The organism is Brachybacterium phenoliresistens, assembly GCF_000576425.1.
Classification (GTDB): domain Bacteria; phylum Actinomycetota; class Actinomycetes; order Actinomycetales; family Dermabacteraceae; genus Brachybacterium; species Brachybacterium phenoliresistens.
The window spans coordinates 76,419-91,406 of the sequence record NZ_KK069991.1; the positions used below are offsets into that span (position 1 = coordinate 76,419).

General features: G+C 72.5%; 14 protein-coding genes. 8 read left to right on the forward strand and 6 right to left on the reverse strand.

Annotated elements, in window-relative coordinates; all coding sequences use genetic code 11:
- Window positions 1–36 precede the first annotated feature (36 nt).
- The gene (locus BF93_RS06810; RefSeq protein ID WP_232226233.1) at window positions 37–2,286 is read right to left on the reverse strand and encodes a HelD family protein; all 2,250 of its coding nucleotides are present in this window, start codon (window positions 2,284–2,286) and stop codon (window positions 37–39) included.
- A 273-nt stretch (window positions 2,287–2,559) separates the two neighbouring features.
- On the opposite strand from BF93_RS06810, the gene BF93_RS06815 reads away from it, so the two are divergent.
- The 4 genes from BF93_RS06815 (at window position 2,560) to BF93_RS06830 (ending at window position 7,284) form a co-directional block, all read left to right on the forward strand.
- Window positions 2,560–3,537: an ABC transporter permease gene (locus BF93_RS06815; RefSeq protein WP_051486638.1), complete on the forward strand. Its 978-nt coding sequence runs from the start codon at window positions 2,560–2,562 to the stop codon at window positions 3,535–3,537.
- Window positions 3,534–4,469 (forward strand): carbohydrate ABC transporter permease, encoded by a 936-nt coding sequence (locus tag BF93_RS06820; RefSeq protein WP_038371572.1) that lies wholly within the window; start codon window positions 3,534–3,536, stop codon window positions 4,467–4,469. The genes BF93_RS06815 and BF93_RS06820 overlap by 4 nt, the downstream gene beginning before the upstream one ends.
- Before the next feature lie 118 nt (window positions 4,470–4,587).
- Entirely contained in the window at window positions 4,588–6,219 is a 1,632-nt protein-coding gene (locus BF93_RS06825) for an extracellular solute-binding protein (protein ID WP_038371573.1), read from the forward strand.
- A gap of 45 nt (window positions 6,220–6,264) precedes the next feature.
- Window positions 6,265–7,284, forward strand: coding sequence for a glycoside hydrolase family 43 protein (locus tag BF93_RS06830; protein ID WP_084148333.1), 1,020 nt, complete (start codon window positions 6,265–6,267; stop codon window positions 7,282–7,284).
- A gap of 34 nt (window positions 7,285–7,318) precedes the next feature.
- On the opposite strand, the gene BF93_RS06835 is transcribed toward BF93_RS06830, so the two are convergent.
- On the reverse strand, window positions 7,319–8,077 hold the full coding sequence (locus tag BF93_RS06835; RefSeq protein WP_038371574.1) for an SDR family NAD(P)-dependent oxidoreductase: 759 nt from the start codon (window positions 8,075–8,077) through the stop codon (window positions 7,319–7,321).
- A gap of 124 nt (window positions 8,078–8,201) precedes the next feature.
- On the opposite strand from BF93_RS06835, the gene BF93_RS06840 reads away from it, so the two are divergent.
- The 3 genes from BF93_RS06840 (at window position 8,202) to BF93_RS06850 (ending at window position 10,914) form a co-directional block, all read left to right on the forward strand.
- Window positions 8,202–8,777 (forward strand): TetR/AcrR family transcriptional regulator, encoded by a 576-nt coding sequence (locus tag BF93_RS06840; RefSeq protein ID WP_038371576.1) that lies wholly within the window; start codon window positions 8,202–8,204, stop codon window positions 8,775–8,777.
- Window positions 8,778–8,845: 68 nt separating this feature from the next.
- Window positions 8,846–9,799: a class II glutamine amidotransferase gene (locus BF93_RS06845; RefSeq protein WP_051486639.1), complete on the forward strand. Its 954-nt coding sequence runs from the start codon at window positions 8,846–8,848 to the stop codon at window positions 9,797–9,799.
- Entirely contained in the window at window positions 9,796–10,914 is a 1,119-nt protein-coding gene (locus tag BF93_RS06850; RefSeq protein ID WP_038371577.1) for a CPBP family intramembrane glutamic endopeptidase, read from the forward strand. The genes BF93_RS06845 and BF93_RS06850 overlap by 4 nt, the downstream gene beginning before the upstream one ends.
- A 140-nt stretch (window positions 10,915–11,054) precedes the next feature.
- On the opposite strand, the gene BF93_RS06855 is transcribed toward BF93_RS06850, so the two are convergent.
- The 4 genes from BF93_RS06855 to BF93_RS06870 form a co-directional block, all read right to left on the reverse strand.
- Window positions 11,055–11,321, reverse strand: a complete 267-nt coding sequence (locus BF93_RS06855) for a histidine phosphatase family protein (protein ID WP_051486640.1) — start codon at window positions 11,319–11,321, stop codon at window positions 11,055–11,057.
- A 161-nt stretch (window positions 11,322–11,482) separates the two neighbouring features.
- Window positions 11,483–12,322 carry an NAD-dependent epimerase/dehydratase family protein gene (locus BF93_RS06860; RefSeq protein ID WP_038371579.1) on the reverse strand — a complete coding sequence of 280 codons (840 nt, stop codon included), beginning with the start codon at window positions 12,320–12,322 and terminating at the stop codon, window positions 11,483–11,485.
- A gap of 54 nt (window positions 12,323–12,376) precedes the next feature.
- On the reverse strand, window positions 12,377–13,138 hold the full coding sequence (locus BF93_RS18890; RefSeq protein ID WP_051486641.1) for a class F sortase: 762 nt from the start codon (window positions 13,136–13,138) through the stop codon (window positions 12,377–12,379).
- A 1-nt stretch (window position 13,139) separates the two neighbouring features.
- Entirely contained in the window at window positions 13,140–13,949 is an 810-nt protein-coding gene (locus BF93_RS06870) for a CHRD domain-containing protein (protein WP_038371580.1), read from the reverse strand.
- 199 nt (window positions 13,950–14,148) lie between these two features.
- Here BF93_RS06870 and BF93_RS20000 point away from each other — a divergent pair.
- Window positions 14,149–14,988: MMPL family transporter (locus BF93_RS20000; RefSeq protein ID WP_269519407.1), on the forward strand; the 840-nt coding region annotated here is incomplete at its 3' end.

Here is a 14,988-nt window from a genome sequence, read left to right on the forward strand (position 1 = left end):
CTCGGGCGCACCGGCGCCATGAGGCGAGCAGGACCGTCAGCCGGGCAGGGGCGTCGCCCCGTCGACCTGGCCCGCGGGCACGGCCGGCTGCGGGACGAGGGAGATCAGGCGCTGCGTCGCCCGGGTCTGCGCGACGTACAGATCCCGGGGCCCGGCCTCGCCGGCCGCCGCGATCGCGTCGGGGTCGACGATGATCACCGTGTCGTACTCCAGGCCGCGCGCCTCGGGCGCGGGAATCACCACGACGCCGTCCGCGCCCAGCGCGGCCTCCAGCTCGGGCGCCGCATCGGCCGCCGCGACGACGCCGATCAGCTCCGCCGGACGCGCGGCCCGCGCCTCGGTGATCAGGGAGTTCAGCGCCCCGACCCGGTCTGCGGGTGCGCAGGGGACGGTGCGCGGCTCCGCGCCGTGGCGCAGCGACCGGGAGAGCCGCTGCTGCGGGGCGATCCGGGCCAGGAGGGGCCGCGTCGCCTCGAGGATCTCCGCCGTGGTGCGGTAGTTGACGGTGAGCGTCCGATGCAGGAAGCGATCCTCGACGAAGGGCGAGAGCGCCTCCTGCCAGCTGCGGATGCTCGTGGCAGGACCGGCCTGCGCGAGATCGCCGACCACGGTCATCGACCGCTCCGGGCAGCGGCGCATCAGGGCCCGCCAGTGCATGGCCGAAAGCTGCTGGGCCTCGTCCACCACGACGTGCCCGAAGACCGTCGCGGGCGGCCCGTCCACGAGCGCCCGCGCCTCGTCCAGGAGCGCGAGATCCGCCGGGGTCCATGGGGCGTCGGCGCCCTCGACGAGGCGGGCGATGTCCTCCGCGGGGGCGTCCGGGAGCGCCGCGGCCAGTGCCGCGCCGTCCGCCAGGGCGGCCCGGACCACGTCCGCCGCGTCCAGGCGCGGCCAGACGCCCTCGATCGCGCGGTCGAGGGCCGGGTCCCCGCGCAGCTCCTCGCGGATCCGGTCCCAGTCCGTCGCGGCGTCGTCGGCACCGCCGTGGGCATCGGCCGGGCCCATCCGGGCGAGGTCCTTCCCGGTGATCCGGTCCAGATCGATCCCGAGCTGCGCCTCGAGCTCGCTCTCGAAGGCGGCCTCCTCCGCGATGGCGCGGTCCTCCAGCGCCGCGACCAGGTCGTCGACGACGGCGTCGAGGAACAGCGCTCGGGCGGCGTTGTGACCCCGTCCGCCCTGGAGCGCGTGGCGGCGCGCGGCATCGACGACCGCGGGCTCGAGGACCACGGCGTCGTGCGCCGTGCTCAGTGCGAGGGGGACCCCGTGCGGCCGACGCTCGCGCACCTGCCGGGCCAGCACCGCGGCCAGCTCGGCCCGGCCCTTCAGGCGGGCGAGACGGTCCGGCTCGGACCGGGGCGCCTCGATCCCCACGAGATCCGGCAGCGTCGCCAGCTGCACGTCCTCCTCCCCGAGGGAGGGCAGCACGTCGGAGATGTAGGCGAGGAAGCGCCGGTTCGGGCCGTGCACCAGCACGCCCCGGCCGGCGAGGTGCGGCCACGCGTACAGCACGAAGGCGGCGCGATGCAGGGCGACGATCGTCTTGCCCGTGCCGGGGCCGCCGTCGACCACCATCACCCCGCGGTGCTCGGAGCGGACGATCTCGTCCTGCTCCGCCTGCAGGGTCGAGGCCGCCTCGCGCATGCGGCCCGTGCGCGCCCCGCCCAGCGCCGCCACGAGCGGACCGTCGCCGAAGAGGTCCCCGGGGCGCGGCGGCCGGCCGTCCAGCAGCTCATCGCTGACGTCGACCACGCGGCGATCGCGGAGCCGCAGGTGGCGGCGCCGACGCAGGCCCATCGGGCTCGCCATCGTCGCGGCGTAGAACGGCCGGGCGGCGTCCGCGCGCCAGTCCACCAGCAGCACCTCGCCGGTCTCGGCGCGCATGCCGATCCGGCCGATGCGCAGGCTCTCGCCGTCCTCGGCCCGGTCCAGGCGCCCGAAGCACAGCGAATGCTCCGCCGCGCGCAGCTGCCGGATCCGACTCTCGAGCCGATGGAACTCGAGATCCCGGGCGTAGGCCTCCGCCGGGCCGTCCGCCGGGGTCGCCAGGAGCCGGTCGCGCGCCGCCGTCCGGGCCGCGAGGTCCGCGTCCAGGTGCGCGAACAGCACGTCGAGGGCGCTCTGCTCGAGCGCGGTCTGCTCGCGCCGCTCGAGTGGGGCCTGCTCGCGCTGCTCCAGGTCACCGCCCGGCGCGGGCGGCGCCGGCTGTGCGACCCCGGGCCCGGCCGCCGCCCGTCCCGTTCCCTCAGTCTCCCGCCGCTGACCTGCTGTGCTCGTCCGCTCGTCCACGCACCCCGCCTCTCGATCCTCGCCCACTATGGGGCTCGCGGCGCGGGGGTGCAACGTTGACCTCCGCGGGCTCTTCGTGTCCTCGACCTCGGCTCGCCGGCCGTGGCAACACGCGGCAACAAGCCCGAGGCGTCGGCATTCTCACGTAGGAATTTCTGTGTCCGGCATTGCCGCCTGGACAGCGCGGACACGGCGCAGCGCGTTCGCCTCCTGAATTCTCACGTCGACAATTTCTCTGCGTCATCCCCCACCCCGAGCGAGGACCCTCCTCCCATGGCTGTCATCGAAGACACCGCGCCCGAGACCCGCAGGGCCTCCGCGCCACCCGGACCCCGCCGGCAGGCCCCGCTGCTGGTGCGGATCCTCCGAGACCGGACGGTGCTGCTGTTCGCGCTGCCCGGAATGCTGGTGCTCATCGCCTTCCAGTACTACCCGCTGCTGGGCAACGTCATCGCGTTCCAGGACTTCCAGCCCTACCTGGGCATCGACGAGAGCCTCTGGAGCGGGTTCCGCAACTTCTCGGTCCTGATCAGCAACGACCCGGCATTCCTCAACGCGCTCAGGAACACGCTGATCCTCACGCTCATCCAGGCGGTGCTGGTCTTCCCGCTGCCGATCGTCCTGGCCCTCATCCTCAACAGCCTCATGTCCAACCGGATGCGGCAGATCGTGCAGTCGATCCTCTACCTGCCCCACTTCCTGTCCTGGGTGATCGTGGTGGCGGTGTTCCAGCAGATGCTGGGCGGATCCGGCCTGGTCAACAGCTTCCTGCGCTCGCACGGCATGGCGACGCTGGACATCATCGGCAATGCGGACCTCTTCCGCGCCCTGCTCACCAGCCAGGTGATCTGGAAGGACACCGGCTGGGCGACGATCCTCTTCCTCGCCGTGCTCGCCGGCATCGACAAGGCCCTGTACGAGGCGGCTTCCGTCGACGGCGCGAGCCGCTTCCGACAGATGCTCCACGTGACGCTGCCGGGCATGCGACCGATCATCATCCTGCTGTTCATCCTCCAGCTGGGCAGCTCGCTCACGGTCGGCTTCGAGCAGATCATCCTCCAGCAGGCCGCCGTCGGCGTGGACGCCAGCGAGGTGCTGGACACCTACGTCTACAACGAGGGCATCGCCGGAGGCCAGTGGGGCACGGCGGCCGCCGTCGGCCTCGCCAAGAGCGTCGTCGGCCTGATCCTCGTGCTGACCGCCAACAAGATCGCGCACGCCTTCGGCGAGCAGGGGGTGTACAAGGCATGACCGCCTCGACGACCGCGCAGGACCGTCCCGCATCGACCCGGCCCCGCCCTCGGGGCAGGCTCTCCGACACCGCCGGCCCCCTCGAGAAGGCCTTCAAGGCCGTCGTCCTCACCGTCGCCTGCGCGCTGGTCATCATCCCCTTCCTCGGGATCGTGTCCACCAGCGTCGCCCCGGCCGACCAGGTCACGAACGCCGGCGGCTTCGTGCTGCTGCCGCGGGAGGTCGACCTCACCGCCTACCGCTCGATCCTCTCCGGCGGCGTCGTCTCCCGTGCCCTGCTGATCAGCATCCTCGTCACCGGCGTCGGCACCGCTCTGAGCCTCGTGCTCACCGCGATGCTCGCGTGGGCGCTCTCGCGCCGCGGCACCGTCGGCAACCGGGCGATGCTGCTGCTGGTCCTGGTCAGCCTGCTGTTCTCCCCGGGCATGATCCCCACCTACCTCGTGGTGCGTCAGTTCGGCCTGATCGACAGCCTGTGGGCGCTGATCATCCCCACCGCCGTGAGCGCCTTCAACGTCATCGTGGTGCGCGCGTTCTTCGCGAACCTCCCCGAGGAGCTCATCGACGCCGCCCGCATCGACGGCGCCACCGAATGGCAGATCTTCCGTCGGATCGCGCTGCCGCTGTCCCGCGCCGTGCTGGCCGTGGTGGGCCTGTTCTACGGCGTCGGCTACTGGAACGCCTTCTTCAACGCGCTGCTCTACATCAACGATGCGGCGAAGTGGCCTCTCCAGATGGTGCTGCGCACCTACGTCGTCAACGGCACCGAGATGGGCGCCTCCGAGATGGGGACCGTGGTCGAGCACGCCCCGCAGCAGACCACGATCCAGATGGCGATCCTCGTCATCTCCATCGTCCCGATCGTCATCGTCTACCCGTTCCTGCAGCGGCATTTCGCCAAGGGCGTCCTGACCGGGGCGGTGAAGGGATGAGCGCGACCGGTGCCGCACCCCGGCGAGCTCCCCGCCCCGCACGGTGCCCCGCCTGTCCCGCACCGTGCTCCGCCCGCCGCGCCCCCTGCGCACCCCCTGCCCCTGTGGAGGTCCCGTGATGCCCCGCCCCGCCCGCCGAACCGTGCTCGCCGCCGGCGCTGCCGGCGCCGCCGCCGTCCTCGCGGCCTGCAGCAACGAGGGTCGGGGCGGTGCACCGGCCGAGTTCGTCAACGCCCCCGTCGAGATGCCGCGGCACATCCCGTTCCCCGGGCTCGAGCCTGACCTGCCCGGCGATCCGGCCACCGGCCTGATGGACGCCTATTTCCAGTACCCCGCGCAGCCGCTGGTCGCGACCTCCGGTGCGCCTGGGGACGGGAAGGTTGTCGAGACGCTGGTGCGGACCGACTCCCCGGTTCCGCCGGATGTCTCGCGCAACGCCTTCTGGCAGGAGCTGAACTCCCGGCTGGGCTCCGAGCTCGAGATCAACATCGTCCCGGGGCCGGATTGGGGACAGAAGTTCGCCACCACCGTCGCCGGGGACGTGCTGCCCGAGGTGTTCTGCGTGGACGGAGGCATGCCCCAGCTGCCGCAGTTCATGGACGCCGCCGCGCTGGACCTCACACCGTACCTCTCCGGCGATCGCGTCGCGGATTACCCGTTCCTGGCGAACATCCCGCCGGAGACCTGGGGCCCGACGGCGCTGAACGGGAAGATCATGGGCGTGCCGATCCCGCGCGGGGTCATGAGCACGAGCTTCCTGTACAAGCGGGAGGATCTGCTCGCGGCGAAGGGGATCACCGAGGATCCGACGAGCTTCGAGGAGTTCCTCGCCCTGTGCCAGGAGCTCACGGTCCCGCGGGAGAACGTCTTCGCGCTGGGTTCGGTGCCGCTCGACCTCATCCGCCAGATGCTCGGCATCCCCAACGGCTGGGTCGAGAAGGATGGGTCCCTGACGCGCAACCTCGAGCTCGAGGAACAGGTCGAGGCGCTCGAGGCGGCACGCCGCCTCGTCGAGGCCGAAGTCCTGAACCCCGACACCTTCGCGGTCCAGGGCAACGACGTGAAGAACTGGTTCGGCTCCGGGCGCAGCTACTTCACGTTCGACACCTTCTCCGCGTGGCCGCAGTTCATCCGGGAGCAGACCTCCGGCGAGGACTTCTCGATGGCCATGCTGCGCACCCCGGGCTACGACGGGTCGCCCGGAACGGCCGTGTCCTGGCTGGGCAACCCCACGTACGGCATCTCCGCGATCCGGCAGGACGCCGGGGACCGGGTCGAGGCGATCCTGAACGTCCTGAACTACCTCGCCGCCCCGTTCGGGACCGAGGAGTACCTGTTCCGGATCTACGGCGCCCCTGGCGTCCACTACGAGCTCTCCGGCACGGACCCGGTCCTCACCGACCGCGGGGCCAGCGAGACCCAGCTCGGCTTCCGCTACCTCGCCGATTCGCCCTGGCCGATCTACGTCCCCGGCAACCGTCGGTCCACCCAGAACTGGTACGAGGGCCAGAAGATCGCGGTCGGTCAGGGCAGCGCCGATCCGACCCTGGGCCTGTATTCGGAGACCAAGTCCACCACCGGCGGCAGCATCGACGGACGGATCAACGACCTCACCAACGACATCCTCCAGGGCCGCAAGCCCGTCTCCGCCTGGGCGGAAGGTGTGAGGGCCTGGAAGGCCGACGGCGGCGACCGGATCCGCGACGAGCTGGAGAAGGCGCTCGCCGACCGAGGCGATTCGCTCGCCTGAGAACACGTCCGGGCACCGACGCCCGGCTCGATGAGAGGAAGACCCATGTCCCCATCCCCCACCTCACGACGCGCCGTCCTCCGCGGCGCCACGACGGGCGCCGCCGTCCTGGCCGCCGCCGGCATCGGTGCCGGCCCCGCCCATGCGGGCCCCGGCCGCGCCGGGTTCACCAACCCCGTCATCGCCAGCAACCATCCGGACCCCGGCATCCTCGCGACGGGGGACTGGTTCTACCTGTACTCGACCGCAGGGAGCATGGGGCACATGCCCGTGCTCCGCTCGCGCGACCTGATCAGCTGGGAGGAGCGCGGCAACGCCATGCCGGTCATCGCCTCCTGGTCCACCGCCGGCCGGCACTGGGCGCCGGAGGTCATCGCGCACGGCGAGCGGTTCCACGCCTACTACACCGCACGCGACACCGCCTCGGACCGGCAGGCCATCGGCGTCGCGGTCGCGGATCACCCCGAGGGGCCCTTCGTCGACGACCGTGAGGCGGCGCTGCTGGTCCAGGCCGAGGAGGGCGGCGCCATCGACCCCTCGCCCTTCCGTGACGACGACGGGCAGCTGTGGCTGCTGTGGAAGAACGACGGCAACGCCGCGGGCCTGCCCTCCTATCTGTACGCCCAGCGCCTGTCCGAGGACGGCTTCGCGCTGGTCGGCGAGCGGATCCGCGTGCTCGAGCGCGACCAGCCCTGGGAGATCTACACCATCGAGGGCCCTGCGGTGATCTCCCACCACGGCCGCTACTACCTGTTCTACTCCGCCGGCGAGTACTGGAACGAGAGCTACGGCGTGGGTGTCGCGGTCGCGGACTCGGTCGCCGGGCCCTGGCGCAAGCTCTCGGACACGCCGGTGCTCGCCGCGAACGACGTCGCCGCCGGCCCCGGGCACGGCATGCCCGTGCGCACGAAGACGGGCCTGTGGTACGTCTACCACGCCTGGGACCCCGAGCACATCGGCCAGGATCCGGGCCGGCTGGTGTGGCTGTCGAAGGTGCGCATCGACGACGACGGCGTCCGCATCGACGGGCCGAGCATCGACAACCCCCAGCGCCCCGTGCGCTGAACCGCAGCGCCCGCCCGCGGGCCGGAGGCGCAGGTCAGAGGAATGCGCCGCCGGAGACCTCGAGCCGCTCCCCGGTCACCCAGCGCATGCCGGGCGCTGCGAGGGCGGCCACGGCCTCACCGATCTCGGCCGGGTCCGCGACCCGGCCGAGGGCGGTGCTGCGGGCGATCGCCGATCGCAGCTCCTCGCTGTCCCGCATCGCCCCGCTGTTGAAGTCGGTCGCGCTGGGCCCCGGCGCGATGCAGTTGACCCGGATCCCGCGGGGGCCCAGCTCCCCGGCGAGGCTGCGCGAGAAGGCCTCCACCGCGGCCTTCGACGCGGCGTACAGCGAGGTCGCCGGGCTGACGTGACGGGTCAGGGACGTGCTGATGGCGATGACGTGCCCGCCGCCCTCGAGGAGCGGCAGCAGCGCCTGGGTGAGGAAGACGGTGCCGCGGAGGTTGGTGCCGATCAGCGCCTCGAAGTCCTCGGGCGTGGCGTCCTCCAGGCTGCCGAAGACGCCGATGCCGGCGTTGTGCACGAGGACATCCAGGTGCGCGGATCCCCATCGGTCCCGGAGTGCGGCCTCGAGCCCGGCCCGCAGGTGCCGGATCCCGTCGAGGTCGGCGATGTCGATCGTGAGGGGCATCGCCTCGCCGCCGGCCTCCTCGACCCGGCGCATCGTCTCCGAGATGTCGCGGCCGGGACGGTGCGCGAGCACGAGCCGGTGCCCGGTGCGGGCGAGGGCGTGGGCGATGGCCTGGCCGAGGCCGCGGTTGGATCCGGTGATCAGGGCGGTGGGGGCGGTGTTCATGAGGGGTCCTTCGAGGGAGGGGCGGGGTGCGGTGGAGCGAGTCCGATCCGCATGAAGTAAATGATTATTTACCGCTACCCTAGGGCGGAGATCCGAGGGCGTCAACGGGAAGGTGCGTGCATCGATGGCTGGACGGGATGCCGACGCGACGCGGGCGAGGATCCTCGCCGCGGCGCAGCAGGAGTTCGCGGCGGTCGGGCATGCCGGCGGCCGCGTCGAGCGCATCGCCCGGAGCGCGGGCACCAACGTGCGGATGATCTACGCGTACTTCGGCGGCAAGGCCGGGCTGTTCGACGCGGCCGTCCGGGCGGCGGTCGAGGAGATGGCCGCCGCGGTCCCGCCGGATCCCGCCGCGCTGTCGGCCTGGGCCGGGCGCCTCTTCGACCACCACCAGGCGGATCCGACCGCGCTGCGGCTGAGCCTCTGGGCGCACCTGGAGCGCCCGGAGGTGGCGGCGGAACCGATGGAGGCCTACCTGGCCAAGACGGCCCGCATCGGATCGACGGGGCGGGAGATCTCCGCGGTGGACCTGCTCGCGATCATCTATGCGATCGCCCAGGCGTGGACGCTCACGCCCATCGGCCTGCTCCGCTCCGACGGATCGGACCCCTCGTCCCCGGAGCGCATCGCCGCGCACCGGCGGGCGGTCCTCGCGGCCGTCGCGGCGATCACCGCCGAGGAGGGCGGTGCCACGGGCTGAGCCCTTCCCGGCGCCCGAGGCGCATCGCGGGACCGCCGTGCAGACCAGCGCCCTAGAATCGTCGGATCATGTGCCGCCTCTTCGCCCTCCACGCCGACCAGCCCGTCACCGCGAAGTTCTGGCTCCTGGACGCTCCGTACTCCCTGCGCTCGCAGTCGCGCTACAACGCCGACGGCACGGGGATCGGCTACGTCGACGAGTCCGGGATCTCGCAGGTGCGCAAACGTCCGGTGGCCGCGCACGCGTCCTCGGCGTTCACGCATGCGGCGCAGACGGTGCGGGCGCGCACCATCATCGCCCATCTGCGCCTGTCCAGCGGGACCCGGCACACCGCCCAGAACACGCACCCGTTCCTCATGGACGGCATCCTCCTGGCCCACAACGGCGTCCTCGAGGTCACCCAGGCGATGCGCCACCGGGTCGAGGAGCTGGGTGCGGCCCGGCATGTGCACGGCTCGACCGACAGCGAATGGCTCGCGGCGCTGGTCGCGGGGGAGTCCGCGGCGCACGCCGGGGACCTCCACGCCGGGCTGGTCGCCGCCATCGGCTGGGTGGTGCGCCACGTCCCGGTCTACTCGCTGAACCTGCTGGCCGCCCGCGAGGAGGAGCTGTACGCGCTGCGCCTGCCGGAGACCAACGAGCTATGGGTCCTCGAGCGCCCCGACTCCCCGCGGCGCGGGCCGCTGGACCAGAGCTCGGACACCCTCCATGCCCGCAGCGAGGACCTCGGCGAGGTCGACTCCGTCGTCATCGCCAGCGAGCCGATGGACGAGGACCCCGCCTGGCGCCTTCTGGAGCCGGGCGAGCTGCTGAGCATCGGCGAGGACGGCAGGGTGCGCCGCGAGACGCCGTTCCCGCGGCTCGCCCACCCTCTGCACCTGGAGGACCTCAACCTCAGCGCCGCGACCTCCCAGATGCACGCCGCCCAGGACCGTGCCCTCGCCGAGCGCCGCGCCCGCATCGCGGCGGCCCGCGCGGCCGGCGCCGCGACCCCCGATTCCGCGCAGGAGATCTCCGCATGAGCACGCCCGCCCCCGACGATCGCCCCGCCGACAGCCCCGTCGACGGCGCCGCCGATCCCCTCGGCGGCCGTCCCGCAGGCGTTCCCGCGGGAACGCCCTACCACCGCCTCGCGCACCTGCGCGAGGCCTGGGCCCGACCGGCCCGGCCCGTGCTCACCGTCCTCGTCGCGATCATCGCCTACGTCGTGCTCGCCTCGATCCTGCTGGTCGCGATCGTCACCAGTCTCGCGCTGCTGCCCGGGGACCAGCCCGACCTCGGGATGCACCTGCGTGACCCTTCGAGCCCCCTCGACGTGGGCGTCTCCCTCGCGATGGGCGCCCTGTGGTGCCCCGCCGCCCTGATCGGTGCGCGCTTCGGCGGCTGGCGCCCCACGCGATGGCTTCTGAGCGTGACCGGCACCTTCCGCGGGGAGCTCGTGCGGGCCGCCGCGCTGCCGGTCGGAGCTGCGGCGCTCCTCGGCACCGTGGTGATGACCGGAATCGTCTGGGCCTCCCGGCCATGGCTCGGGGCCGATTCCGTCGGGGCGGGGCAGGCGCTGTTCGCTGCGGCTCTGGCCCTCGTGCTCGGCCTCGCCAAGGCGATCGGGGTGGAACTGGCGCTGCGGGGGATGCTCCTCCAGGCGCTCGGCACCTGGCTGCGCTCGCCGGCGCTGACCATCGTCTTCGCCACGATCGTCTCGCTCGCGGTATCGGGGTTCTCGAGGACCGGCATCGTGCTCGCCCTCACGATGGGCCTCGCCTGCGGCTATCTCGCCTGGCGCTCGGGCGGGCTCGAGCTCCCGATCCTCCTGACGGCCTCCCTGACCATCAGCGGCGGGGTCGTGGCGGCCCTCAACCGCATCGCCGAACCGGCGATCCGAGATCTCCTCGGCCTCGACGGCGTGCAGCTGAGTATCGGGTGGGCCGGGTACCGCACCGGGGAGACGACCTCCGCCGCCGCGGCGATCCCGGGGGTCGCGAGCGGCAGCATCCTCGGTGCGATCGGCATCGGCCTGCTGGCCCTGATCATCGCCGCGCTGCTGGGCCGATGGATCGGCCGGCGCGAGCAGCTCGCCGCGGCCGAGCCGGTGCGCCGCCCGGCCGATGCCCCCGCCCCGGAGCCCGTCGCCGTCTGACCCGGAGCTCGTCGCCATCTGACCAGGGCCGATGTGCGGCAGTGCGGTCCGGGGCGTTCCCGCGGGAACGTTCTGGAGGAGCCGGCGGCGTTCCCGCGGGAACGCCGTGACGTCGGCGAGGTCCGCGCCGGGCGGGGGCTTCAGAGGTCGCGCAGGTGCCCGACGTCGCTCACGCCGGCCACGGACCATTCGCCGGTCTCCCGCGCACGCAGGTCCGTGATGCTCGCGTTCGCGATGGGAAGCTGCATCCAGGCGGCCGGCGGTGCGCCCAGCACCTCGCGGACGAACGAGCCCACCACGAAGGCATGCGTGACCGCGACGAGGACACCGCTGCTCCCCGGAGCGCTGAGGTCCGTCCACGCCGCGGCGAGCGCGACGCCGTCCTCGTCCCGTTCCTGCTCCGGCACGCCGTGCAGGAACGCGTGGCGGTGCTGCGCGTAGTCGCCTCGGCGTGCCGTACCAGCAGGATCCTGTCCATCCGGTGCACGCTGCCCCGGTCGCTCCTGGCGCGCTGCCGTGCCGTGCGCCGGCGTGCCGTGCCGCGACGTGCCGTACCTCGGTGCGAGTGTCAGCGCCAGCTGTGCTGCGGCGCGTAGCCGAGGACGGCGCGTGCCTTGTCGATGGAGAGCAGGGTGCCGTTGCCGGAGACGTCCCCGCGCACCTCGACGTCCGGGAAGACCTCGGCGATGAGCTCGGTGTTGTCCCGGGACATGACGGTGTCCGCCGCGGCGACGATGAAGCGGTCGAAGCCGGGGGCCGGGTGCTCGAGGGCCTTGCGCACGGCCTGGGCGCCGTCGCGGCCGTCGACGTAGCCCCACAGGTTCCACTTGCGCAGCGTCGCATCGGCGTCGAAGTCGGGGAAGCGTGCGTAGTCCTCCTCGTCCATGACGTTCGAGAAGCGCAGGGCGATGATCTTGAGCTCCGGGTGCCAGCGGGTCAGCTCGATCGCCATCTGCTCCTCGAGGTGCTTGGACAGCGAGTACGTCGACTCGGGTCGCGCGGCGTACTCCTCGTCCACGGGGATGTAGGGCGGCGGGGTGTCGAAGGGCAGGCCCAGCACGGTCTCGCTGGAGGCGGTGACGATGTTGGTGATGCCGGCCTTGATCGCACCGGTGAGCACGTTGTGGGTGCTGATCATGTTGTTCTGGAAGGTCGCGGTGTTGCTCGCCAGGCCGGGCGCCGGGATGGCGCTGAGGTGCACGACGGCGTCGAAGCCGTCCGGGGCCTGCTCGTCGATGCCGGTGAGAGCGTCGAGCACCTGCCCTGCGTCGCGCAGGTCGATCTGCACGAATCCCGATCCGCGCTCGCCGGCGCGGTCGAGGTTGACCACCTGATGCCCGTGATCGCGGAGGTCGCGGACCACCGTTCGTCCGAGCTTGCCCGAGCCACCTGTCACTGCGATTCTCATGCGCCCATCCTGCACCCTCGCCGGCCCGTGCGTGCCGATCCCACGGCCGGGTCGTCAGCTCGGGACGAGCCGGGCGAAGACGACGGTGTTGTCGAGGTGGTGGCCGTCTGCGTCGAGGTCTCCGCCGCAGGTGATGAGACGCAGCTCGGGGCCCTCCGTGCGGCCGTAGACCTCCAGGGTGGGGAAGCTGTCCTTCGGGTAGCGCGCCGCGTCATAGACCTCGAACTCGGCGATCGATCCATCGGCGCGCAGGACGCTGACCCGATCGCCCGGGGCCAGTGCGCCGAGGTCGAAGAAGACCGACGGGCGACCGCCCCAGGTCACGTGACCTTCGATCACGGACGGGCCCGTCTCGCCGGGGGTCGGAGACCCGTCGTACCAGGCAGGGAGGTTCGCGCGATCCCCGCTCGGAGCGAGGAGCTCGCCGTCGGTCCCCAACCCGATGGGGAAGACGTCCTCCTGCACATCGATCGCATCGATGCTGAGGGCGACGGGCTCCGAGGCGGTCATGGGCCTCTCGGCCTCCGCACTCGACTCCGGTGCGGTCGGTGCGGCCGATGGGGTCATGTCGGAGGCGCCGGACGGATCCGCGGTCCTCACGGGACCCTCGGGATCGGCGTCGCCGCTCCCGGCGACGGGCTCGGCCTCCTCCGGCGCCTCGGAGGAGGTGCCGGAGCCGAGCGCCGGCTGAGGCGGGTCGCCCACCTGCTGCATCAGGCTGACGGCGACGAGCCCGGCGCCCACCACGGCGACCGCGCCGAGAGCGGCGGCCGCGAGACGGCCGCCGCTCCGGCGGGGGGATCCCCCAGCAGTCATCTCACTTCTGCGCCGGACGTCGGCGCAGGGCGAACGCTCCGGCGCCCGCCGCGGCCATCAGACCCGCGCCGAGGGCGATGGCACCGGCGTGCTCGAGGCCCGAGGTGCTGCCGTCGCCCGTCTCCACGCCGCCCTGGGGCATCGCGTCCATCTGGCTCGCCACGAGCTCACCGCAGGCGGCGGGGTCCGTGGCCTCGGACGGCAGGTTCGGATCGAGGTCGGAGGCGACGTCGCCGTCGTACGTGCCGCTGCCGTCGTGGTCGACGCCGTGGACGACGACCACACCCTTCCCGTCCACGATGTCGGCGGCGACCTGATCGCTCACCTCGAACGTCCGCTCGTAGGTGCCGCTGCCGACGGGGAAGCGCTCGACCGCGAGACCGCTGTCCGGGCTGGTGTCGCCGTCGGTGGTCAGCGAGGACACGATGTCGCCGTAGTCCTCGTGCGCGTCGGAGACCTGGAGGGCGCCGTCGGCGCCGTTGCCCTGCTTGTCCGGGTCCGGGCACTGGTTCTTCCCGCCCACGTGGATGTGCTGGGCGTGCGGGGCGCCGTCGAGGAGCCCGGCGGTCTCGAGGGTCACGGAGACCTCGTTGCCGTCGACGGCGACCCAGGCGGTGCCCGAGGCGCCGGAATCGTTGAGCTCGATCAGGTGGGCCTCGAGGGTCGCCGAGGCGGTCGCGTTGCCGTGGGTCCCCTCGTCATCGCCGTGTCCGCCGTGGCCCTCCGCCATGGCTGCGCCGGGCGCGCTCAGCAGCGCGAGCATCGCTGTCGCGGCGAGCAGGGGGACCGTCCTCGTCTTCGTCGTGCGCATCGTGCATCACTCCTTTGTCGAGCACCGGGCGGCCGGGTGCCGCCGTTCTGCGTGCACGGGGTGTTCGGAGCCGAGGTGGGGGGTGGATGGGTGCGAATCCTCATCCGATGCGTGGCGCACGCGCCGGTCCGAAGCGTCGCAGCCCTACCGGGCAGATCTCTCGCTTCACATTTTACTTACTAGGTGAGATGCTATCCGCATGTCTGCATCTTCCCGCCGGGCCGCCCGCCCTGCCTCCGGCCGTTCCACCGTGCTGCGCATCCTCGTCCCGGCCCTGCTGGTCCTCGTGTGGATCGGCGTGTTCGGGATCGGCGGGATGAGCTTCGGACGGATCAGCGACGTCGCCACCGAGGACCGGGCCGGCTTCCTCCCCGCGAGCGCCGAGTCGACCCGCGTGCAGGACCGAATCAGCGAGTTCACCGGCTCCGAGGCGATCCCCGCGATCATCGTCGCCGAACGCTCCGGCGGCCTGACCGAGGACGACCTCGCCGCGCTCGACGCGCTCGCGGCATCGGCCCCGGACCTGGCGGACGGCGCCACCGCCTCCCCGGTGATCCCCGCGGAGGACGGGGAGGCCGCCCAGCTCGTCATCTCCATCCCGGGGGACGCGGACGCCGGGGAGGTCGTCGCCCTGCTCGAGGAAGAGGCCGATGGGACCCTCCCGGCGGATCTGGACAGCTGGGTCAGCGGACCGGCCGGGTTCACCGCGGACCTCCAGGCCGCCTTCGCGGGGATCGACGGGATCCTGCTGCTGGTGGCCCTCGCCGTGGTGCTGGTGATCCTCGTGGTCGTCTACCGCTCCCCGGTGCTTCCCCTGCTGGTCCTGCTCAGCTCCATGACGGCGCTGTGCGCGGCGATCCTCGTGAACGTCAGCCTCGCCCAGGCGGGGCTGGTCACCATCAACGGGCAGGTGCAGGGGATCCTGTTCATCCTCGTGATCGGCGCGGCCACCGACTACTCCCTGCTGTACATCGCACGCTGCCGCGACCAGCTGCGCGAGGACGTGGCCCCGGCGCGCGCGGCATGGCTCCCCCCGCGC

Excerpts from the sequence above, each read along its gene's own strand:
- BF93_RS06815 (WP_051486638.1), top strand. The coding sequence starts at position 2,560 with ATGGCTGTCATCGAAGACACCGCGCCCGAGACCCGCAGGGCCTCCGCG.
- BF93_RS06820 (WP_038371572.1), top strand. The coding sequence starts at position 3,534 with ATGACCGCCTCGACGACCGCGCAGGACCGTCCCGCATCGACCCGGCCC.
- BF93_RS06825 (WP_038371573.1), top strand. The coding sequence starts at position 4,588 with ATGCCCCGCCCCGCCCGCCGAACCGTGCTCGCCGCCGGCGCTGCCGGC.
- BF93_RS06830 (WP_084148333.1), top strand. The coding sequence starts at position 6,265 with ATGTCCCCATCCCCCACCTCACGACGCGCCGTCCTCCGCGGCGCCACG.
- BF93_RS06835 (WP_038371574.1), bottom strand. The coding sequence starts at position 8,077 with ATGAACACCGCCCCCACCGCCCTGATCACCGGATCCAACCGCGGCCTC.
- BF93_RS06840 (WP_038371576.1), top strand. The coding sequence starts at position 8,202 with ATGGCTGGACGGGATGCCGACGCGACGCGGGCGAGGATCCTCGCCGCG.
- BF93_RS06845 (WP_051486639.1), top strand. The coding sequence starts at position 8,846 with ATGTGCCGCCTCTTCGCCCTCCACGCCGACCAGCCCGTCACCGCGAAG.
- BF93_RS06850 (WP_038371577.1), top strand. The coding sequence starts at position 9,796 with ATGAGCACGCCCGCCCCCGACGATCGCCCCGCCGACAGCCCCGTCGAC.
- BF93_RS06860 (WP_038371579.1), bottom strand. The coding sequence starts at position 12,322 with ATGAGAATCGCAGTGACAGGTGGCTCGGGCAAGCTCGGACGAACGGTG.
- BF93_RS18890 (WP_051486641.1), bottom strand. The coding sequence starts at position 13,138 with ATGACTGCTGGGGGATCCCCCCGCCGGAGCGGCGGCCGTCTCGCGGCC.
- BF93_RS06870 (WP_038371580.1), bottom strand. The coding sequence starts at position 13,949 with ATGCGCACGACGAAGACGAGGACGGTCCCCCTGCTCGCCGCGACAGCG.